The sequence below is a fragment of the Streptomyces africanus genome (genome assembly GCF_002150735.1).
GTDB lineage: Bacteria > Actinomycetota > Actinomycetes > Streptomycetales > Streptomycetaceae > Streptomyces > Streptomyces africanus.
The window spans coordinates 1-19,534 of record NZ_MUKA01000433.1; the positions used below are offsets into that span (position 1 = coordinate 1).

The 19,534-nt window shown below is 72.6% G+C and carries 20 protein-coding genes; 14 read left to right on the forward strand and 6 right to left on the reverse strand.

The features are described 5' to 3' along the window. Positions 1 to 362 precede the first annotated feature (362 nt). The 3 genes from CCL05_RS38860 (at position 363) to CCL05_RS38870 (ending at position 2,849) form a co-directional block, all read left to right on the forward strand. Positions 363 to 584 carry a hypothetical protein gene (locus CCL05_RS38860; protein WP_086565326.1) on the forward strand — a complete coding sequence of 74 codons (222 nt, stop codon included), beginning with the start codon at positions 363 to 365 and terminating at the stop codon, positions 582 to 584. 69 nt (positions 585 to 653) lie between these two features. Further along, positions 654 to 2,132, forward strand: a complete 1,479-nt coding sequence (locus CCL05_RS38865) for an aminotransferase class I/II-fold pyridoxal phosphate-dependent enzyme (protein ID WP_086565327.1) — start codon at positions 654 to 656, stop codon at positions 2,130 to 2,132. 261 nt (positions 2,133 to 2,393) lie between these two features. Then, on the forward strand, positions 2,394 to 2,849 hold the full coding sequence (locus CCL05_RS38870; RefSeq protein ID WP_086565328.1) for a cyclic nucleotide-binding domain-containing protein: 456 nt from the start codon (positions 2,394 to 2,396) through the stop codon (positions 2,847 to 2,849). 4 nt (positions 2,850 to 2,853) lie between these two features. Here CCL05_RS38870 and CCL05_RS38875 read toward each other — a convergent pair whose 3' ends face one another. After that, a complete protein-coding gene (locus CCL05_RS38875; RefSeq protein ID WP_086565329.1) occupies positions 2,854 to 4,146 on the reverse strand; it encodes an MFS transporter in 1,293 nt (430 codons plus the stop codon). Between the two features lie 82 nt (positions 4,147 to 4,228). Further along, the gene (locus CCL05_RS38880; protein ID WP_086565330.1) at positions 4,229 to 4,846 is read right to left on the reverse strand and encodes a LysE/ArgO family amino acid transporter; all 618 of its coding nucleotides are present in this window, start codon (positions 4,844 to 4,846) and stop codon (positions 4,229 to 4,231) included. 66 nt (positions 4,847 to 4,912) lie between these two features. On the opposite strand from CCL05_RS38880, the gene CCL05_RS38885 reads away from it, so the two are divergent. Beyond that, positions 4,913 to 5,812, forward strand: a complete 900-nt coding sequence (locus tag CCL05_RS38885) for a LysR family transcriptional regulator ArgP (RefSeq protein ID WP_167409701.1) — start codon at positions 4,913 to 4,915, stop codon at positions 5,810 to 5,812. 109 nt (positions 5,813 to 5,921) lie between these two features. After that, positions 5,922 to 6,173 (forward strand): WhiB family transcriptional regulator, encoded by a 252-nt coding sequence (locus CCL05_RS38890; protein WP_086565332.1) that lies wholly within the window; start codon positions 5,922 to 5,924, stop codon positions 6,171 to 6,173. A gap of 28 nt (positions 6,174 to 6,201) precedes the next feature. Here the strand turns inward: CCL05_RS38890 and CCL05_RS38895 are convergent, their stop codons facing one another. Continuing rightward, a complete protein-coding gene (locus CCL05_RS38895) occupies positions 6,202 to 6,645 on the reverse strand; it encodes a DUF6098 family protein (protein ID WP_086565333.1) in 444 nt (147 codons plus the stop codon). Positions 6,646 to 6,807: 162 nt separating this feature from the next. On the opposite strand from CCL05_RS38895, the gene CCL05_RS38900 reads away from it, so the two are divergent. Then, on the forward strand, positions 6,808 to 7,158 hold the full coding sequence (locus tag CCL05_RS38900) for a DUF488 domain-containing protein (protein WP_086565334.1): 351 nt from the start codon (positions 6,808 to 6,810) through the stop codon (positions 7,156 to 7,158). A gap of 22 nt (positions 7,159 to 7,180) precedes the next feature. Here the strand turns inward: CCL05_RS38900 and CCL05_RS38905 are convergent, their stop codons facing one another. After that, positions 7,181 to 8,854 (reverse strand): FAD-binding dehydrogenase, encoded by a 1,674-nt coding sequence (locus CCL05_RS38905; RefSeq protein ID WP_086565335.1) that lies wholly within the window; start codon positions 8,852 to 8,854, stop codon positions 7,181 to 7,183. 17 nt (positions 8,855 to 8,871) lie between these two features. Further along, complete coding sequence (locus tag CCL05_RS38910) at positions 8,872 to 9,510, reverse strand: TetR/AcrR family transcriptional regulator (RefSeq protein WP_086565336.1); 639 nt, start codon at positions 9,508 to 9,510, stop codon at positions 8,872 to 8,874. Between the two features lie 113 nt (positions 9,511 to 9,623). Between CCL05_RS38910 and CCL05_RS38915 the strand changes: the two genes are divergently transcribed. The 3 genes from CCL05_RS38915 to CCL05_RS38925 are packed head-to-tail and all read left to right on the forward strand — an operon-like array spanning position 9,624 to position 12,324. Next, positions 9,624 to 10,247 carry an alpha-ketoglutarate-dependent dioxygenase AlkB family protein gene (locus CCL05_RS38915; RefSeq protein ID WP_086565337.1) on the forward strand — a complete coding sequence of 208 codons (624 nt, stop codon included), beginning with the start codon at positions 9,624 to 9,626 and terminating at the stop codon, positions 10,245 to 10,247. Positions 10,248 to 10,303: 56 nt separating this feature from the next. After that, positions 10,304 to 11,050 (forward strand): MBL fold metallo-hydrolase, encoded by a 747-nt coding sequence (locus CCL05_RS38920; RefSeq protein WP_086565338.1) that lies wholly within the window; start codon positions 10,304 to 10,306, stop codon positions 11,048 to 11,050. 41 nt (positions 11,051 to 11,091) lie between these two features. Continuing rightward, positions 11,092 to 12,324: a DUF4032 domain-containing protein gene (locus tag CCL05_RS38925; protein WP_086565339.1), complete on the forward strand. Its 1,233-nt coding sequence runs from the start codon at positions 11,092 to 11,094 to the stop codon at positions 12,322 to 12,324. 13 nt (positions 12,325 to 12,337) lie between these two features. On the opposite strand, the gene CCL05_RS38930 is transcribed toward CCL05_RS38925, so the two are convergent. Continuing rightward, positions 12,338 to 13,219: a universal stress protein gene (locus CCL05_RS38930; protein ID WP_086565340.1), complete on the reverse strand. Its 882-nt coding sequence runs from the start codon at positions 13,217 to 13,219 to the stop codon at positions 12,338 to 12,340. A 61-nt stretch (positions 13,220 to 13,280) separates the two neighbouring features. On the opposite strand from CCL05_RS38930, the gene CCL05_RS38935 reads away from it, so the two are divergent. The 5 genes from CCL05_RS38935 to CCL05_RS38955 all read left to right on the forward strand — a co-directional run. Continuing rightward, positions 13,281 to 13,634, forward strand: a complete 354-nt coding sequence (locus tag CCL05_RS38935; RefSeq protein WP_086565345.1) for a VOC family protein — start codon at positions 13,281 to 13,283, stop codon at positions 13,632 to 13,634. 106 nt (positions 13,635 to 13,740) lie between these two features. Then, complete coding sequence (locus CCL05_RS38940) at positions 13,741 to 15,417, forward strand: NAD(P)/FAD-dependent oxidoreductase (protein ID WP_086565341.1); 1,677 nt, start codon at positions 13,741 to 13,743, stop codon at positions 15,415 to 15,417. After that, positions 15,414 to 16,859, forward strand: a complete 1,446-nt coding sequence (locus CCL05_RS38945; RefSeq protein WP_086565342.1) for an ATP-binding protein — start codon at positions 15,414 to 15,416, stop codon at positions 16,857 to 16,859. Before CCL05_RS38940 ends, CCL05_RS38945 begins: the two co-directional genes overlap by 4 nt. Continuing rightward, positions 16,856 to 17,209, forward strand: a complete 354-nt coding sequence (locus CCL05_RS38950) for a UBP-type zinc finger domain-containing protein (protein ID WP_086565343.1) — start codon at positions 16,856 to 16,858, stop codon at positions 17,207 to 17,209. Before CCL05_RS38945 ends, CCL05_RS38950 begins: the two co-directional genes overlap by 4 nt. An 87-nt stretch (positions 17,210 to 17,296) precedes the next feature. Further along, the coding region (locus CCL05_RS38955) for an ATP-binding protein (RefSeq protein WP_086565344.1) at positions 17,297 to 19,534 on the forward strand (2,238 nt) is incomplete at its 3' end.

Consider the following 19,534-nt stretch of genomic DNA (forward strand, 5'->3'; position numbering starts at 1 on the left):
GCCCGGTGCGCACCGGGCGGCTCGAATACGGATTCGATCATGTGCTCGTCGCACATCCTTCAGCTCCCTGCTCGGTCAGAACATGACCCGGGTCCGGACCCCCGTATAGTGGCCGCCCGCCCGGGAACACCTCGGGCTCATGGACCCGCTGTCCGGTGTTTCCTTCCACCGCCCGCGGTTTCGGGGTGCGTCGCGTGAGCGCCGCGGGTCTCTTAGTTCGGCTGACCTCTCCCCGCACCTGCAAACCTCGGTCCGCACCACTGCCGGAAAAAGGACCCGAAAAGACCCCTGGGAGATGCGGGAGATCCGGGACGGCCGTGAATCGTTGCCATCACCACGCGTCGCCGGGGTACGCGGGGTGCATGACCGATGTGGTGGATTCCGACGAACTGCTGCGGCGCATCCAGCGCGCCAGGGCCTGCGCGGTGCGCGAGGAGCGGACGTGGCGGACCAGGAGCGAGGAACTGGGCCCGACCGACCCGCAGGGGGCCCGGGACGCGACCGTGCGGCAGATGTCCTACGAGGCGGTGCTGACGGTGCTGGACGAGATCCTGACGCCGGGCAAACACACCGCGGAGGGCTGACCAGGAGGTCCGCTGCCCGCCGACGGGCACGGGCGGATTGTGAGGGCACCTGCCGGGAACCCGGTGCGCATGACAGCCGACCACACCAGAGCACCGGTCCTGGAAGCCCTGGACGAGTACCGCCGCAAGGGGCACCTCTCCTTCACCCCGCCCGGGCACAAGCAGGCCCGCGGCGCCGACCCGGCGGTCCGGGAGGTCCTCGGTGACGCGGTCTTCCACGGCGATGTGCTGGCCTCGGGCGGTCTGGACGACCGGCTCACCCGGGGGCGGGTGCTGCAACGCGCCCAGGAGCTGATGGCCGACGCGGTGCACGCCGAGCACACGTTCTTCAGCACCTGCGGCAGTTCCCTGTCGGTGAAGGCCGCGATGCTGTCGGTCGCCGGGCCGCACGAGAAGCTGCTGATCGGGCGTGACGCCCACAAGTCGGTGGTGGCGGGGCTGATCATCTCGGGTATCGAGCCCGTCTGGGTCGAGCCGCGGTGGGATGCCGAGCGGCATCTGGCCCATCCTCCGTCCGCCGCGGACTTCGACCGGGCTTTCGACGCCCACCCGGACGCGCGGGGCGCGCTGGTCACGAGCCCCACGCCGTACGGCGGCTGCGCGGATCTGCGGGCGGTCGCCGAGGTGTGCCACCGGCGCTCGCTCCCGCTGATCGTGGACGAGGCCTGGGGTGCGCATCTGCCGTTCCACACCGATCTGCCGTCGTGGGCGATGGACGCGGGCGCGGACATCTGCGTGACCAGCATCCACAAGATGGGCAGCGGTCTGGAGCAGGGCTCGGTCTTCCACCTCCAGGGTGATCTGGTCCCGCCGGCGCTGCTGGGGATGCGCGCGGACCTGCTGGGCACCACCAGCCCGTCGGTGCTGATCTTCGCGGGTCTGGACGGCTGGCGGCGGCAGATGGCGCTGCACGGCGAGGAGCTGATGGGGGGCGCGCTGGAGCTCGCGGCCGAGGTCCGGTCCGCCATCGAGGAGATCGACGGGCTGCACGTCAACGACGGTGATGACTTCTGCGGTCCGGGCCTGTCCGACGACCTCGACCCGCTGCCCGGCGTCATCGACCTCACCGGGCTGGGGATCACGGGCTTCCAGGCGGCGGACTGGCTGCGCGAGCACCGGCAGATCGACGCGCACCTGGTGGACCACCGCCGCATCGGCGCGCAGATCACCCACGGCGACGACCGGGAGACGACCGGGCAGTTGCTGGAGGCGCTGCGGGACCTCGCGCGGGCCGCCCGGGAACTGCCCCGGGCGCCGCGGGTGGAGGTGCCGTCGCCGGCGGGGCTCCGGATGGAACAGGCGGTGCTGCCCCGGGACGCGTTCTTCGGCCCGGCCGAGGACGTGCCGGTGGCGCGGGCGGCGGGCCGGGTCGCGGCGGAGATGATCACGCCGTATCCGCCCGGCATCCCGGCCGTCCTGCCCGGCGAGCGCCTCACCGAGCCGGTGCTGGCGTACCTGCGGACCGGTCTGGCCGCGGGGATGCACCTGCCCGACCCGACGGACCCCGAGCTGGAGACGGTCCGGGTCCTCGCCCGGGAGGCGGAGTGACGTGAAACGGGTCACGCGACCCGGTACGGGGTGTCCGCACGCCCCCTGGATGGTTTACGGTTCATACATACGTGGTGACGGAGTCGACCCACGGTCCTCCGCACCACTGCTTACGGCCCTGGCTGGTCTCCCCCGTCCAGCCAGGGCTTCTTCATGCCCCGGAAAAGTCGGGCACGCCGAGGTGCCCAAGGGCCCGGCAGCGGCTGAAATGGGCGTAGGGAAAGCACCGGAAGTCGACCGCCCGGCGAGGAGCTCCGCGTCATGACCAAAGCGATCAAACTCCTGACCGCCCTGCCCCCGCCCCAGCGGCAGCGCCTGATGACGCTCGCCCGGGAGGTGTCCTTCCCCGAGGACGCCCGGATCTTCGAGGCGGGCGGGACGGCCGACCGCTTCTGGGTCATCCGCTCCGGCGCGGTCTCCCTGGACCAGCAGGTGAACTCCCTCCAGCGGGCGACCGTGGCCAGCCTCGGTGCCGGCGACCTGCTCGGGTGGTCCTGGCTGTTCCCGCCGTACACCTGGGACTTCGGCGCGCAGGCGTTCAGTCCCGTGCGGGCCTACGAGTTCGACGCGGCGGCCGTGCTGCGGCTGTGCGAGGAGGATCCGCAGCTCGGGCTGGTGCTGGTGCGCAACGTCGCCGAGGTGCTCGCGCACCGGCTGGAGATGACCCGGGGCAAGCTGATGGAGCAGTACACGCTGCACCGGCGAGGCTCCCTGTGAGGCGTCAGACGCGGTAGCGCCGCAGCGCCGGTACGGCGGCGGCCAGGACCAGCATCAGGGCGACGACCAGCAGCCCGCCGCCCGCGACGGCGGTCCGGGGACCGAAGGCGGAGCCCGCGGTGCCGTGCAGCACGTCGGCCAGGCGCGGGCCGCCCGCCACGACGACGGTGAAGACGCCCTGCATGCGCCCGCGCATCTCGTCCGTCGCGGCGGACAGCAGGATCGCCCCGCGGAAGACCATCGACACCATGTCGGCCACCCCGGCCACGGCCAGGAAGGCCACGCCCACCCAGAGATTGCGGCTCAGCCCGAACCCCGTGACGGCCACGCCCCAGGCGACGACCGCCCCGATGACCATCCAGCCGTGCCGGCGGGCCCGGGAGAAGGAGCCGGAGAACAGCCCGCCGAGCACGGCACCGATGGGGATCGCCGCGAACAGCAGCCCCAGCGCGAGTCCCTCGCCGTACGGCGCGTAGGTCTGGGCGGCGAGCTGGGGGAACAGGGCCCGGGGCATGCCGAGGACCATGGCGATGATGTCGGCGAGGAACGACAGCAGCAGCACGGTGTGCCCGGAGATGTAGCGGAAGCCGGCGGCGATCTCCTTCACGCCCGCGCGGCGCACCGCCGTGCCGGCCCGGGGCGGCAGCGACGGCAGCCGGTACACCGCCCACACCGTGACGCACAGGGCAAGGGCGTCGATGAGGTACAGCTCGGGCAGTCCGATGACGGGGATGAGGGCGCCGGCGAGCAGGGGGCCCGCCACCTGGCCGGTCTGCATCACGGTGGAGCCGAGGGCGTTCGCGGCCGGCAGTTCGTCCGCGGGGACGAGGCGGGCGATGGAGGCGTTGCGGGCCGGCGCGTTCAGGCCCCAGAAGGCCTGCTGCACCGCGAGCAGCACCATGAGCGCGGCCACAGACTCCAGGCCGGTGAAGGCCTGGAGCCAGAACAGCAGCGAGGTGACGGCGATGCCTCTGTTGGTGATCAGCAGCAGCTTGCGCCGGTCCATGCTGTCGGCGATCGCCCCGCCCCACAGCGCGAACACGATCAGCGGTACCAGACCGGCCAGGCTCGCGGCGCCGACCCACGCCGAGGAGCCGGTGATGTCGTAGATCTGCTTGGGCACGGCCACGGCGGTGAGCTGGCTGCCGACGGCCGTGACGATGGTCGAGCTCCACAGCCGCCGGTAGGCGGGGCGGCGCAGGGGGCGGGTGTCCATGGCCCAGCGCCGCCAGCCGCGCCGCCGGGGGGCCTGCGGCGCCGGATCCTGCTCTTCCGCCGTGCTCTCGCTCGTGTCCACGCGCCGCTTCCTGGATGCTCGCTACACCTACCGGGCCGGGGATCACTATCGCACCGGCCGCCGGCGCCGGGTCGCCGAGGTCTCAGCTTCCGGCGATGAGCACCACACCGAGCACGATCATGGTGGCGGCGACCAGGCCGTCCAGGACCCGCCAGGCGGCGGGCTTGGCGAGGAAGCGGCCGAGCAGCCGGGCGCCGAAGCCGAGGGCCGCGAACCAGCACAGGCTGGCCAGCACGGCGCCGAGGCCGAACGTCCAGCGCCGCGGGCCGTGGTCGGCGGCGACGGAGCCGAGCAGGAACACGGTGTCGAGGTAGACGTGCGGGTTGAGCCAGGTCATGGCTAGGCAGGTGAGCACGGCCCGGCGGCGGGACCCGGCCGCCTCCCCGTCCGTGCGCAGCGCGCCGCCGTCCGGCCGGAACACCCTCCGGGCGGCCAGGGCGCCGTAGCACAGCAGGAAGGCGCCGCCGATCCAGCCGATCGCCGTCAGCGCGCCCGGCCACTCCACCACCACGGCGCCGACCCCGCCCACCCCGAGCGTGATCAGGGCGGCGTCGGACAGGGCGCAGATGCCGACGACGGCGAGGACGGCGTCACGGCGGATCCCCTGGCGCAGGACGAAGGCGTTCTGGGCGCCGATGGCGACGATGAGGGACAGGCCGGTGCCGAACCCCGCGGCTGCGGCGGTGAAGGTGCTGGTCATGGCCGTGACGCTACGGACAGGCCCGCCTCAGGTACAGCTAAGGATTCTTACGTATCGTTAGCGGACGTGATGACGGATCTGCCTCTGGACCAGGTACGGACCCTGCTCGCGGTCGTGGACGAGGGGACGTTCGACGCGGCGGCCGCCGCACTGCATCTGACGCCCTCGGCGATCAGTCAGCGCGTGAAGGCGCTGGAGCAGCGCACCGGGCGGGTGCTGCTGTTGCGGACCAAGCCGGTGCGGCCGACGGAGTCGGGTGAGGTGCTGGTGCGGCTGGCCCGGCAGGTGGCGCGGCTGGAGCGCGACGCGTACGAGGAACTCGGGCTGAGCGGGACCGGAGAGCCGACCCGGGTGTCGGTGGCGGTGAACGCGGACTCGCTGGCCACCTGGTTCCTGAGGGTGCTCACGCGTGTGCCGGAGGAGCTGCGGCTCTACTTCGAACTGCGCCGGGAGGACGAGGACCACACGGCGGCGCTGCTGCGGGAGGGCGTGGTGATGGCCGCGGTGACCTCGTCGCCGGACCCCGTTCCGGGCTGTTCCGTCCGGTCGCTGGGTCGGATGCGCTACCTCCCCGTGGCCGCGCCCGGCTTCGCCGCGCGCCACCTCGACGGGCCGCTGGAGCAGGTGCTCCTCGACCTGCCCATGGTGGCCTTCGACCGCCGGGACGACTTCCAGGACGGCTTCGTGCGCCGGCTCACCCGGGGGCGCAGCAGCGCGAGCGCGCTGCGGCACTACGTGCCGACGTCGGAGGGTTTCGTCGAGACCGTGGCGGCCGGACTGGGCTGGGGCCTGGTGCCCGAGGCCCAGGCCGAGCCACTGCTGCGCGAGGGGCGACTGGTCGAGCTCGCCCCGGGCCGGACGGTGGACGTGCCGCTGTACTGGCAGCAGTGGAAGCTCGATTCGCCGGCGCTGGCGCAGGTGGCGGAGGCGGTGACGGCCGCCGCTGCGCAGGCGCTGCGGGTGTGACGCCCTGGCGGTTCCCGGGCGGCGCTGTTTCACCAGGCCTCGACAGGTGACCCGAAAAGGAGCAATCATCCGAACGGGCACGTTTCTACTGCGATCGCAGGTGACTTCGATGGACAACTGGCGAGACCACGCTGCCTGCCGGCACGAGGACCCCGAACTCTTCTTCCCGATCGGCACCTCCGGCCCGGCCCTCCTTCAGACGGAGCAGGCCAAGGCGGTGTGCCGGCGCTGCTCCGTCCAGGAGCAGTGCTTGCAGTGGGCGCTGGACACGGGGCAGTCCATCGGTGTGTGGGGCGGGACCAGCGAGACGGAACGGCGTGCGCTGAAGCGGCGGACGGCGGCCCGGCGCCGCACCGGCTGACGCCCTCGCACCACCACCCCTGGGGGATTCAGCTGCGGCGCAGCGGCCCCCAGGGGTTCTCCTGCCGGGACACCTCCGCCTTCGCCTCGTCGATCACCTGCTGGTCGATCCAGCACATCGGCCGGGCGTCGGTGACCAGCGGCTCGTTGTCGGGTCCGCGCGAGGTCTCCCTGCCCGCGAGCACCCACGCCCGCACCCCGGGCCCCTTCTCGTGCGGCAGATGGGCGTAGTCGTGCAGACGACGCGCCACCCACACCCGGACAGGCCGGTCCTCCCACCAGTCCTCGACGTCGAGGGGGTTGGCGGACAGGCCCGGCATGGGCACACCCGTCAGATCGTCGGTGCTGGACACGTCGCGGAGATCGGTCTCGGGGCCGCGCGACCAGCGGACGTACAGGCCCTGGTGCCGTTCGACCAGTTCGGTGAGCTCGGCGAGTGCGCGCACGACCGGCAGGTCGTCCGATCCACTCATGTCGTGACCTCCTCCCTCGACGCCGTCAGGCGGACGGAGTACCCGCTCGACGCGAGCGGAATCGGCCCTTCGGCGCGCCGGGCGCCGTCACCCGGTCGGGGTTACGCTCGCGGCACACCCGTCCGTCGCAGCAGCACGTCGCAGCAGCAGAAGGGGCCGAGCATGAGCGTCCGCGTTCGCCGCGTCTACGATCCGCCCGAGCCGGAGGACGGAGTGCGGGTCCTGGTCGACCGGCTGTGGCCGCGGGGCCTGGCGAAGGACGCGGCCCGGGTGGACGAGTGGCCGAAGGCGATCACCCCGTCGACGGAGCTGCGCCGCTGGTATCACGCGGGCGAGGGATCGTACGAGGAGTTCGCCGGGCGGTACGAGGCGGAGCTCGCCGCCGGCGAGGCGGTCGAGCTCCTCGACCACGTCCGTGACCTGGTCCGCACGGGCGACGTGACGCTGCTGACCGCGTCGAAGACGCCGGAACACAGCCACGCCGCCGTGCTGGCCCGCCTCGTCCGGAGCTGAGAGGCGGGCCGTCCGGGCACGGTCAGGCGGTCTGCTTCGCCGCCGCCCGGCCCGCCGCCCGGCCCGAGAAGAGGCAGCCGCCGAGGAAGGTGCCCTCCAGCGCGTTGTAGCCGTGGACACCGCCGCCGCCGAATCCGGCGACCTCGCCGGCCGCGTACAGCCCCTCGACCGGCTTGCCGTCGGTCCCGAGGGCGCGCGAGTCGAGGTCGGTCTGGATACCGCCGAGCGTCTTGCGGGTGAGGATGTGCAGTTTGACGCCGATGAGGGGGCCGGCCGCCGGATCGAGGATGCGGTGCGGGGTGGCGACCCGGCCGAGGCGGTCGCCGATGTAGCGGCGGGCGTTGCGGATGCCCTGCACCTGGGCGTCCTTGGCGTAGGGGTTGGCGATCTGCAGGTCGCGGGCCTCGATCTGGCGGCGGATCCCGGCCGCGTCGAGGAGCGGCTTGTCGGTGAGCTCGTTCATCTTCTCGACGAGCTGTTCGACGCTGGGCGCGGTCACGAAGTCGGCGCCCTTGCGCAGGAACGCGTCGACCGGTCCGGGCGCGCCCTTGCCGAGGATGCGTTCCTTCAGGAAACCGGCGCGGTCCTTGGCGGTGATGTCGGGGTTCTGCTCGGAGCCCGACAGGGCGAACTCCTTCTCGATGATCTTCTGCGTGAGGATGAACCAGGAGTGGTCGTACCCGGCGATGTCCTCGGTGGTGCGCAGGTGCTTCAGGGTGCCGAGGGTGTCGTAGCCGGGCAGGTACGGCCCGGGCAGGCGGCGGCCGAGGGCGTCGAACCACATCGAGGACGGGCCGGGCAGGATGCGGATGCCGTGGCCGGGCCAGATCGGGTCCCAGTTCTGCAGGCCCTCGGTGTAGTGCCACATGCGGTCCCGGTTGACCAGCCGTACGCCCGCCTCGGCGCTGATGTCGAGCATCCGTCCGTCGACGTAGGCCGGTACGCCGGTGACCATCTCCTTCGGCGGGGTGCCGAGGCGCTCGGGCCAGTAGCGGCGGACGATGTCGTGGTCGGCGCCGATGCCGCCGCTGGTGACGACGACGGCCTGGGCGGTGAGTTCGAACTCGCCGATGGCGTCGCGGCTGGAGGCGACGCCACGCGGTGAGGTGTCCTCGGCCAGGACCGTGCCGCGCACGCCGCGGGCGCTGCCGTCCTCGACGACGAGTTCGTCGACGCGGTGACGGTGGTGGAAGGTGAGCAGTCCGTCGCGGGCGGCCTGCTCGGCGTAGCGGACGAAGGGTTCCACCACGCCGGTGCCGGTGCCCCAGGCGATGTGGAAGCGGGGCACGGTGTTGCCGTGCCCGTGCGCCGTGAGGTCGCCGCGCTCGGCCCAGCCGACGGTGGGCAGGAACGTGATGCCGTGCCCGTTCAGCCAGGACCGCTTCTCCCCCGCGGCGAACTCGACGTAGGCGCGTGCCCAGCGCACGGCCCAGGAGTCCTCGTCCTCCAGCCGGTCGAAGCCGGCGCTGCCCTGCCAGTCGCTCCACGCCAGGTCGAAGGAGTCCTTGATACCCAGGCGCCGCTGCTCGGGCGAGTCGACGAGGAACAGCCCGCCGAAGGACCAGAACGCCTGTCCGCCGAGGTTGGCGGCGTTCTCCTGGTCGACGAGGGCGACCCTCCTGCCCCTGCTGGTCAGTTCGTGTGCCGCGACCAGGCCGGCGAGGCCCGCTCCGACGACGATGACGTCGGCATCCATGGCGACCGTTCCCTTCTTCAGTTCCGCGTGTGGTCGGGGGTGCCGCTGCCGTCGGTCAGCAGGGCCGTGAGCAGTTGCTTCAGCCAGGTGCGGGCGTGCTCGACGTCCCGGTCCAGCAGCAGCTGCGCGGTGACGCCGTCGTAGGCCGCGACCACGGCGTGGGCGGCGCCGTCCGTGTCGCCCAGGACGGCGGGCAGTGCGGTGTGCCCGCGGGCGCGGGCGAGCCGGTCGGCGATCGCCTGCCGCAGCCGCGCGCGGTGCTCCAGCAGGCTCCGGGCGACGTCCGGGTCGCGGGCGGCGTGCACCAGGAAGTCCGTCTTCACCAGGAGCCAGTCCCGGTCGAGGAGCAGCACGTCGGTGACGCGGTCCACGGCGCCCGGCACGTCGAGCCCGGGCCCGTCGAGGGCGAGCGCCCCGGACACCTGCTCCGCGATGAGATCGGCCCGCTCCTGGTAGAGGGCGAAGAACAGCTCGTCGAGGCTGGAGAAGTTGGAGTAGAAGGCGCCCCTGCTGTAGCCGGCGGCCTCGCAGACCTCTTCGATGGAGACGTGCCCGAAGCCCTTGGCCGCGAACACGGAGAACGCCGCGTCCAGGAGGTTGGCGCGGGTGCGGGCCCGGCGCCTGGTCACCCGCCCGGTCGTTCCTTCCACGGCCATGCCCCACTCCTCGTTCGATACAGGACTGTATTCGATACACCGATGTATCGAAACCCCTCAGAGGCGAGGGAAATTCATCGAACACACTGTCGATTACGAGGTACTCTGGGCGCATGCACCTCCAGGGCTCCCTCTTCGACCAGACCGACGAGCTGCGGCTCGGGCCTCTCGACGGGATCAGCCGTACCCACCTCGGTTTCGGCGCCTGGCTCGACGTCCTGCCCGGGTGGCTCAGCGGTTCCGACGCACTGTTCGAACAGCTGGCCGCCGAGGTGCCGTGGCGGGCGGAGCGGCGCACGATGTACGACCACGTCGTCGACGTCCCGCGCCTGCTCGCGTTCTACGGCCCCGAGGACCCGCTGCCGCACCCGGTCCTGACCGAGGCACGCGACGCGCTGAGCGCCCACTACGGCGAGGAACTGGGCGAGCCGTTCACCACGGCCGGGCTGTGCTACTACCGCGACGGCCGGGACAGCGTGGCCTGGCACGGCGACCGGATCGGGCGCGGAGCGCGCGAGGACACGATGGTCGCGATCCTGTCGGTGGGAGCGCCCCGCGACCTGCTGCTGCGCCCGATGCGGGGCGGTCGGGACACCGTGCGCCGGCCGCTGGGCCACGGCGACCTGATCGTGATGGGCGGCTCCTGCCAGCGCACCTGGGAGCACTCCGTCCCCAAGAGCACGCGCGCGACCGAGCCCCGCATCAGCATCCAGTTCCGCCCCCACGGCGTGCAGTGAACCCGGGTCTGGTTTCCTTCTCTCGTCGGGCTGGGACCACACAACGCGGGGCGATCATGCGGGCAGACGTACACCACGTCGCGGACGGCACCTACCTGGTGCACGGCTCCAACACCAACTGGGTGATCCTCACGGAAGGGGACGCCGTCACGCTGGTCGACACCGGTTACCCCGGCGACCGGGAGCAGCTCCTCGCCTCGCTCGCGGAGGTGGGCAGCTCCCCGGAGGCGGTGGCGGCCGTGCTGATCACGCACGCGCACAACGACCACCTGGGCTCCGCCGAGTACCTGCGCGCCGCGTACGGCACGCCCGTGTACCTGCACGAGGCCGAAGTGCCGCACGCGCGCCGGGAGTTCCTGCACCAGGTGTCCCTCGGGACGGTGCTGAGGAACGGCTGGCGCCCCGGGGTGCTGCCGTGGGCCGTGCACGCGCTGCGCTCCGGCGGCACGATGCACAACCCCGTCACGGCCCCCGAGCCCTTCCCGGCGGCGGGCGCCCTGGACCTGCCCGGGCGGCCCGTGCCGGTGCACACGCCGGGCCACACCGACGGGCACTGCGCCTACCACGTGCCGGGCACCGGAGTGCTGATCTCCGGCGACGCCCTGGTCAGCGGGCACGCCACCTCGCGGGTCGAGGGACCGCAGCTGCTGCCGGACATGTTCCACCACGAGCGCCCGCGCGCCGTGGCCTCCCTGGACGTCCTCGCGGAGCTTCAGGGCGAGCTGCTGCTGCCCGGGCACGGCCCGGTCCACCGCGGTCCGTTGCGGGACGCCGCCGACCGGGCCCGGGAGCGCGCCCTCTAATCTGAGGTGACGATCAGCGGCGAGACAAGGACACCCGGCGCATGGCACTTCAGATCAGCGCGACCAACCCGGAGCATCCCGCGCTTCTGCTGGAACTGCCGTGGGACCTGCCCCTGGAGGAGTGGCCGGAGGAGTACCTCGTGCCGCTGCCACGCGGCATCTCCCGGCACGTGGTGCGCTACTCCCGGGCCGGCGACGAGGTGATCGCCGTCAAGGAGCTGGCCGAGCGGCCCGCGCAGCGCGAGTACGGACTGCTGCGCGATCTGGACCGGATCGGCATCCCGGCGGTGGACCCGCTGGCCGTGGTCACCGGCCGCACCGACGCCGGCGGCGCCCCGCTGGAGAGCGTGCTGATCACCCGGCACCTGGGCGGTTCGATGCCGTACCGCTCGATGTTCGAGACGACCATGCGCCCGGCCACCATGCACCGGCTGATGGACGCGCTCGCCGTGCTCCTGGTGCGGCTGCACCTGGCCGGGTTCGCCTGGGGCGACTGCTCGCTGTCCAACACCCTCTTCCGGCGCGACGCGGGCGCCTACGCCGCGTATCTGGTGGACGCCGAGACCGGTGACCTGCATCCGCAGCTCAGCTCCGGGCAGCGCGAGTACGACCTGGACCTCGCCCGTGTGAACATCAGCGGGGAGCTGCTGGACCTGGAGGCGTCCGGGGCGCTGCACCCGTCGGTGGACCCGGTCGAGTTCGGCATGGAGATCTGCGCCCGCTACCGCGGCCTGTGGGACGAGCTGACCCGCACCTCCGTCTACCCGGCCGGCAAGCACCACTACATAGAACGCCGGATCCGCCGCCTGAACGACCTCGGCTTCGACGTCGCCGAGATGCAGATCGAGCACGCCTCGAACGGCGACACGGTCACCTTCGTGCCCAAGGTCGTCGACGCGGGCCACCACCAGCGGCAGCTGCTGCGCCTGACCGGGCTCGACGCCGAGGAGAACCAGGCCCGGCGGCTGCTGAACGACCTGGAGAGCTGGATGGCCACCCAGGACGACTACGCCCCGGGCGATCCCCTGGGTGCCCGCCCGGAGGTGCTGGCCCACCGCTGGGTGCGGGAGGTGTTCCGGCCGACCGTGCGGGCGGTGCCGCCCGAACTGCGCGGTTCCATGGACCCGGCGGAGATCTACCACCAGCTCCTCGAACACCGCTGGTACCTGTCCGAGCGGGCCCAGCACGACATCGGCATCGAGACGGCGGTCGAGGACTACATCAGGAACATCCTCCCCAAGGCCCGCAAGACGCTCCAGCCGACGGCGGAATGAGCCGCACCCGCGCTCACGCGTGCGGGACCACCGCGACCGGGCAGTCCGCGTGGTGCAGCACCCCGTGCGCCACCGAGCCGATGCGGGCGCCGACGGCCGTACGGTGGGCCCGCCGGCCGACCACCATCAGCTGGGCCGTCCCGGCCACCGACAGCAGCACCTGGCCGGCGCTGCCCATCTCCACGTGCTCCTCCACCGGCACGCCGGGGAACCGCTCCCGCCACGGCCGCACCGCGGCGGCCAGGGCCCTCTTCTCGTACGGCTCCAGTCCCCCGGCCTCGTCGAGGAGCTTCAGCGATCCGGGGCTGTAGGCGAACACGGGCGGCAGGGTCCAGGCCCGTACGACCCGGACGGTCGCCCCGCGCGCGGCCGCCGTCTCGAACGCGAACCGCAGCAGGTCGGCGCTGTCCTCCTCGTCGCCCTGCTGACCCACGACGATCTCGCGTCCGGCGGCCTCGGCCGAGGGCTGGTCACCGGCCCGGACGAGCACGACGGGCCGGGTGGCCTCGGCGATGACCTGCTGGCCGACCGAGCCGAGCAGGAAACCGACGATCGGCCCGTGCCCGCGCGAGCCGAGCACCAGCAGCTCGGCGTCGGCAGCGGCGGCGACCAGGGTGTCGACGACCGGGCCCTCGACGACGTCGGTGGCCACCTCCAGGTCCGGGTGCCGTTCGGTGACGGTCCCGACGGCCTCGGTCAGCGCGCTGTGCGCCCACTCCGCCTGGCTGTCCGCGTCCCCGGTGATCCCCGCTTCGAGCGCCTCGTGCGGCTGGAACCGCCAGGCGTGCACCACGCGCAGCGGCCGGTCGCGCCGCACCGCCTCGCGGGCCGCCCAGGCGAGGGCCGCGAGGCTCTCCTGCGATCCGTCGACCCCTGCGGTGATCGGGCGTGTCATCCGGCTGCCTCCTGGTGAAAATGTCACTGCGATGCTGATCAGTCTTCACTACCCTGCCCGCATGACCTTGGAGTGGGAGCAGGTAATGGTGGACTCGGCCGACCCCGAGGCCCTGGGCCGCTGGTGGGCCGAGGCGCTGGGCTGGACCGTGGTGAACGACGCACCCGACGAGTTCGAGATCCGGCCCGCCCCGGACCGGCTGCCGGGATTGCTCTTCACGACGGTGCCGGAGAGCAAGACCGTCAAGAACCGCCTCCACCTCGACTTCCGGCCCGACGACCAGGAGGCCGAGGTGGCGCGGCTGCTCGCGCTCGGCGCACGGCACGCCGATGTCGGGCAGGGCGAGCAGAGCTGGGTGACGCTCGCCGACCCGGAGGGCAACGAGTTCTGCGTGCTGGCGGCCCGCCGGAGCTGATCTCCGTATCGGAGCGCGCCGCGGCGATCGAACATACGATGGGCGGAGGTCGGCGCGGTGCCCCGGGGCGCCGTGCCGTGAGTCGACCGCCCGGTGTGGGGGACGTATGGCACAGGCCGCCGATGCGGCGCGGACCGTCATCATGACCGTGGACGACGACCCGGGGGTCTCCCGGGCCGTGGCCCGGGACCTGAGGCGGCGGTACGGCGCGTCGTACCGGATCGTGCGCGCGGAATCCGGCGAGTCCGCGCTCGACGCGCTGCGGGAGCTGAAGCTGCGCGGCGATCTCGTGGCCGTGATCCTGGCCGACTACCGGATGCCGCAGATGAACGGCATCGAGTTCCTCGAACAGGCCCTGGACGTCTACCCCGGTGCGCGGAGGGTGCTGCTCACGGCGTACGCGGACACGAACGCGGCGATCGACGCGATCAACGTCGTCGACCTCGACCACTACCTGCTCAAGCCCTGGGACCCGCCCGAGGAGAAGCTCTACCCGGTCCTGGACGACCTGCTCCGGGCGTGGCGGTCCAGCGACCACCGGCCCGTGCCCAGTACCAAGGTCGTCGGGCACCGCTGGTCGGCGCGCTCCACGGACGTGCGGGAGTTCCTGGCCCGCAACCAGGTGCCGTACCGCTGGTACTCCTCCGACGAGCCCGAGGGGCGGCGGCTGCTGGCCGCGGCCGGCGAGGACGGGATGCGGCTGCCGGTGGTGATCACGCCGGACGGGACGCCGCTGATCGAACCGGAGGCCGTCGACCTCGCCGCCCAGGTCGGGCTGGCGACGACGCCGACGGCCGACTTCTACGACCTCGTCGTGATCGGCGGCGGTCCGGCCGGGCTCGGCGCGGCGGTGTACGGCGCCTCCGAAGGGCTGCGGACCGTGCTGGTGGAGCGGTCGGCGACCGGCGGGCAGGCCGGGCAGAGCTCCCGGATCGAGAACTACCTCGGCTTCCCCGACGGCGTGTCGGGAGCGCAGCTCACCGACCGGGCCCGGCGGCAGGCGACGAAGTTCGGCGCCGAGATCCTCACCGCGCGCGAGGTGACGGCGCTGGAGGTCAGCGGCGCCGCCCGGGTCGTACGGTTCTCGGACGGCTCGGCGGTCGCCGCGCACAGCGTGATCCTGGCGACCGGTGTCTCCTACCGGCAGTTGTCGGCGCCCGGCTGCGACGACCTGACCGGATGCGGGGTCTACTACGGGTCCGCCCTGACGGAGGCCCCCGCCTGCCAGGGGCAGGACGTGTACATCGTCGGCGGCGCCAACTCCGCGGGGCAGGCGGCGATGTACCTGTCGCGCGGTGCCAAGTCGGTGACGCTGCTGGTGCGCGGCGAGTCGCTGACGGCGTCGATGTCGCACTACCTGATCCAGCAGATCGAGGAGTCGCCCAACATCCAGGTGCGCGCCCGCACGGTCGTCGAGGAAGCGCACGGCGACGGCCGCCTGGAGCGGCTGACGTTGCGGGACGTGGACACCGGCGAGAGAGAGCAGGTCGACGCGCAGTGGGTGTTCGTGTTCATCGGCGCGGCCCCGCTGACCGACTGGCTCGACGGCACGGTGCTCCGCGACGAGCGCGGGTTCATCCTCGCCGGGCCCGACCTGACCCCCGACGGCCGCCCGCCGGAGGGCTGGGAGCTGGACCGCCCGCCGTACCACCTGGAGACCAACGTGCCCGGCGTGTTCGTGGCGGGCGACGCCCGCTCCGAGTCCGCCAAGCGGGTCGCGTCCGCCGTCGGAGAGGGAGCCATGGCCGTGATGCTCGTCCACAGATATCTGGAGCAGTCGTGAGCGGGCAGCCCGCGCCGTGCAGCCCGCAGGAGATCGGCTCGCTGTTCCTGTTCGAGAAGCTCACGCCCGAGCAGCTGGGGCGGCTGTGCAGCGAGGGGCGGGTGGAGACGCTGGAGCCCGGACCCGTCTACACCGAGGGAGACCCCGCCACCTGCTTCTACGTGCTGCTGGAGGGCACGGTCGTGCTGTACCGCCGGGTCGGCGGTGACGACGTGGAGGTGAGCCGGACCTCCCAGCGCGGGGTGTACGCGGGGTCCATGCAGGCGTATCTGGGCGACCGGGTGCCGCAGGTCTACAACAACTCCATGCGCGTCACCGAGCCGACGCGGTTCTTCGTGCTGCCCGCCGACACGTTCGCGGGCATCATGCAGGACTGGTTCCCGATGGCGGTGCATCTGCTGGAGGGGCTCTTCTTCGGTGCGAAGAACACCCAGCGGGCCATCGGGCAGCGCGAACGGCTGCTGGCGCTCGGCTCGTTGTCCGCCGGCCTCACCCACGAGCTCAACAACCCCGCGGCGGCGGCCGTGCGGGCGACCGCGACGCTGCGGGAGCGGGTGGGCAAGATGCGGCACAAGCTGGCGGTCATCGCACAGGGTTCGTACTCCCCCGAGGTCATGGCGAACCTCATCGACATCCAGGAACGCACCGCCGAACGCGTCGCCAAGGCCCCCACGCTGAGTCCGCTGGAGGCCTCCGACCGGGAGGACGCGCTCACCGACTGGCTCGACGACCACGGCATCCCGGACGGCTGGCGGATCGCGCCCGCCTTCGTCCAGGCCGGTCTCGACGAGGACTGGCTCGACCAGGTCGCGGCGGCGGTGGACGAGGAGATCCTGCCGAGCGCGATCGGGTGGCTCAACTACACCGTCGAGACCGAGCTGCTGATGGACGAGATCAACGACTCGACCACGCGCATCTCGCATCTCGTCGACGCGGCCAAGCAGTACTCCCAGCTCGACCGGGCCCCCTTCCAGAACGCCGATGTGCACGAACTCCTCGACAGCACGCTGCTGATGCTCTCGGGCAAGATCGGCCGGCAGATCAAGGTCGTCAAGGAGTACGACCGGACGCTGCCGAGGATCCCGGCGTACCCGGCGGAGCTCAACCAGGTGTGGACGAACCTGGTCGACAACGCGGTCTCGGCGATGAACAGCGCGGGCGGGGAAGGGACGCTGACCGTGCGGACCGCCCGGGACCACGACCGGCTGCTGGTGGAGTTCCGGGACACCGGCGTCGGCATCCCGGCGGAGGACCGGGGGCGGATCTTCGACCCGTTCTTCACGACGAAACCGGTGGGTGAGGGGACCGGGCTCGGGCTCGACATCTCCTGGCGGATCGTGGTCAACAAGCATCACGGGACGATCCAGGTGGAGTCGGAGCCGGGGGACACGCGGTTCCAGGTACTGCTTCCGCTGACAGCGGTCGAGGAGGAGTCGGCATGAGTGCTGAGAACGCGATCGACCCGAGTGTGCCGCCGAGCGGCAGCGGGTGCGCGGAGTGCGAGGCGGCCGGCGGGTGGTGGTTCCACCTGCGGCGGTGTGCGCAGTGCGGGCACGTGGGGTGTTGTGACAGTTCGCCCGCGCAGCACGCGACGGCTCATTTCCGGGAGTCGGGGCATCCGTTGGTGCAGAGCTTCGAGCCGGGTGAGGGCTGGTACTGGGACTACTCGGCGAACGAGTTGTACGAGGCGGGGCCGGAGCTGGCCGCGCCGGTGAGTCATCCTGCGGATCAGCCGGTGCCGGGGCCTGCGGGGCGGGTGCCGGATGATTGGGCGAGGAGTCTGCGGGCCTAGGAGCTCGGGGGTTGCTGTTTCAGTGGCGGCTGCGGATTGTCGGGGGTTGGCCGCGCAGTTCCCCGCGCCCCCAGGAGAGTTGGTCGAGTGCCGAACATTTCCTTCATCACGCCGGTTGTCGGGCGGGACGCCGAACTCACCCGGCTCTCCGGCGTGCTGGAACGCGCTCGTGCCGGTGAGGCGCGGGCCGTGCTGGTCGCCGGGGATGCCGGGGTGGGCAAGACCCGGCTGCTGGACGAGGCCGGTGGGCTGGCCGCTGACGCCGGCATGACCGTGGTCACCGGACACTGCGTGGATCTCGGTGACGTCGGGCTGCCCTATCTGCCCTTCACCGAGATCCTGGGCATGCTCGCCGCCGACGAGCGGTTCGCCGCCGCCCTGGCCGCTCATCCCGTGGTCGAGCGGCTGCTGGGGGCCGGGACCGGCTCCGCGCGGGACGTCGACGGGCGGTTGCGGCTGTTCGAGGGGATGGCGGGGCTGCTGGCCGAGGTGGCGGACACAGCGCCACTGCTGCTCGTGCTGGAGGATCTGCACTGGGCCGACCAGTCGTCACGGGATCTGCTGCGGTTCCTGCTCGCCCGGGGTGTTCTGCGGCACCGGCTGGCGGTGTTCGCCTCGTACCGGGCGGACGACCTGCACCGCCGCCACCCGCTGCGGCCGCTCCTGGCGGAGCTGATACGGCTGCCCGCCGTGGAGCGGCTGGAGCTGCGGCCGCTGGGCGACTCCGACGTGGCCCGGCTGGTGCGCCACCTCGAACGGCGTCCGCTGGCGGACGCCACGGTGCGGCGGATCGTGGAGCGGGCCGAGGGGAACGCCTTCTACGCGGAGGAGCTGCTCGCGGCGACGGACACGGAGTCCGGCGGGGTGCCCAGCGGACTGGCCGAGGTGCTGCTGATCCGTTTCGAGCAGCTGTCCGACACCGCGCAGCAGGTGCTGCGGACCGCGGCCGTCGCCGGGCGCCGGGTGGAGCACGAGCTGCTGCGGCAGGCGGTCGGGCTGCCCGAGGAGGAGCTGGAGTCGGCGCTGCGGGAGGCGGTGGGGCGGCAGTTGCTGGTCGCCGGGGCCGACGACACCTACTCCTTCCGGCACGCCCTGGCCCGTGAGGCCGTCTACGCCGATCTGCTCCCCGGGGAGCGGGCGCGGCTGCACGGCGCGTTCGCCCGGCTGCTCGCCGCGCAGGGCCGGGCCGCGGAGAGCGCCGCCGAGCGTGCCCACCACTACCGGGAGAGCCACGACCTCGCCGAGGCGCTGGCCGCCTCCCTGGAGGCCGCCGATCATGCCCAGCGGGTCGGTGCGCCGGCCGAGGAGCACCGGCATCTGGAAGCGGCCCTCGATCTGTGGCCGGCGGTGGGTGCCGAGGCACGGCCCAAGGGCACAGGCGTCGACCGGGTGACGCTGACGTTGCGGGCCTCGGCGGCGGCCGCGCACGCCGGGGATGTGCACCGGGCGGTCTCCCTCTCGCGGTCCGCGCTGGCGGAGCTCGGCCAGGACGCCGACTCCGAACTCGCCGCCCGGGTCCGCTACACCCTCGCCGGGAACCTGCTGAGCGTGGACAGCCTGACGGCGGCGTTCGCCTACAGCAGCGAGGCCCTGGCGATGATCCCCGAGGACCCTCCGTCGCCCACCTGGGTGTGGGCGGCGTCCACGCATGCCATGGCCGCACGCCACGTCGGGGAGAGCGAGACCGCGCTGCGGGTCGCCCGGCGGGCCCTGCGCGCGGCCGAGGAGCTGCGGGTGACCGACGCCCAGGCGGACCTGCTGATCTCCCTGGCCGTCTTCGACGGAGACGGGCGGCGCGGCGCCGAGGGCCGGGAGCGGCTGCTGAAGGCCCGGGAGCTGGCGCGGAGTTCGGGCAATGCGGCCGTGGAGCTGCGCGCCCTGTTCAACCTGGCCATGGGCTGTTACGAGCTGGGTGAGCTGGCGGAGTGCGTGCCCTGGCTGACGGAGGGCCTGGACCGGGCGCGGCGCGCCGGGCTGCTGTCGTCCCCGTATCCGCTGGAGATGCGGTACCTGCGGCTGCTGGTGCTGCAGGTGCTGGGCCGCTGGGACGAGTGTGTGCGGGCGGCGGCGGCCGATGCCGAGGTGCTGCCGGCCGCCGGCGGGTACACGGTCGGTCCGGCGCTGAACGTCGCCTTGGCGCGGGGCGACTTGACGGCCGCCGACCGGGCGCGTGCCCTGCTGGAGGGGCCCTTCGACTGGATGGCCACCCTGGTCGCGGGCATCGTGCTCACCGACGCCGCGGCGCTGCGCCGTGATCCCGAGGAGGCGGTGCGGTGGGCGCGGTCCACGGTCGCGGCCCTCACCGACGAGGCGGGCGATCGCCCG

Coding starts and splice junctions, on each gene's coding strand:
- CCL05_RS38925 (WP_086565339.1), top strand. CDS start 11,092: ATGGCACTTCAGATCAGCGCGACCAACCCGGAGCATCCCGCGCTTCTG.
- CCL05_RS38865 (WP_086565327.1), top strand. CDS start 654: ATGACAGCCGACCACACCAGAGCACCGGTCCTGGAAGCCCTGGACGAG.
- CCL05_RS38940 (WP_086565341.1), top strand. CDS start 13,741: ATGGCACAGGCCGCCGATGCGGCGCGGACCGTCATCATGACCGTGGAC.
- CCL05_RS38900 (WP_086565334.1), top strand. CDS start 6,808: ATGAGCGTCCGCGTTCGCCGCGTCTACGATCCGCCCGAGCCGGAGGAC.
- CCL05_RS38860 (WP_086565326.1), top strand. CDS start 363: ATGACCGATGTGGTGGATTCCGACGAACTGCTGCGGCGCATCCAGCGC.
- CCL05_RS38880 (WP_086565330.1), bottom strand. CDS start 4,846: ATGACCAGCACCTTCACCGCCGCAGCCGCGGGGTTCGGCACCGGCCTG.
- CCL05_RS38915 (WP_086565337.1), top strand. CDS start 9,624: ATGCACCTCCAGGGCTCCCTCTTCGACCAGACCGACGAGCTGCGGCTC.
- CCL05_RS38890 (WP_086565332.1), top strand. CDS start 5,922: ATGGACAACTGGCGAGACCACGCTGCCTGCCGGCACGAGGACCCCGAA.
- CCL05_RS38950 (WP_086565343.1), top strand. CDS start 16,856: ATGAGTGCTGAGAACGCGATCGACCCGAGTGTGCCGCCGAGCGGCAGC.
- CCL05_RS38910 (WP_086565336.1), bottom strand. CDS start 9,510: ATGGCCGTGGAAGGAACGACCGGGCGGGTGACCAGGCGCCGGGCCCGC.
- CCL05_RS38895 (WP_086565333.1), bottom strand. CDS start 6,645: ATGAGTGGATCGGACGACCTGCCGGTCGTGCGCGCACTCGCCGAGCTC.
- CCL05_RS38870 (WP_086565328.1), top strand. CDS start 2,394: ATGACCAAAGCGATCAAACTCCTGACCGCCCTGCCCCCGCCCCAGCGG.
- CCL05_RS38905 (WP_086565335.1), bottom strand. CDS start 8,854: ATGGATGCCGACGTCATCGTCGTCGGAGCGGGCCTCGCCGGCCTGGTC.
- CCL05_RS38935 (WP_086565345.1), top strand. CDS start 13,281: ATGACCTTGGAGTGGGAGCAGGTAATGGTGGACTCGGCCGACCCCGAG.
- CCL05_RS38920 (WP_086565338.1), top strand. CDS start 10,304: ATGCGGGCAGACGTACACCACGTCGCGGACGGCACCTACCTGGTGCAC.
- CCL05_RS38930 (WP_086565340.1), bottom strand. CDS start 13,219: ATGACACGCCCGATCACCGCAGGGGTCGACGGATCGCAGGAGAGCCTC.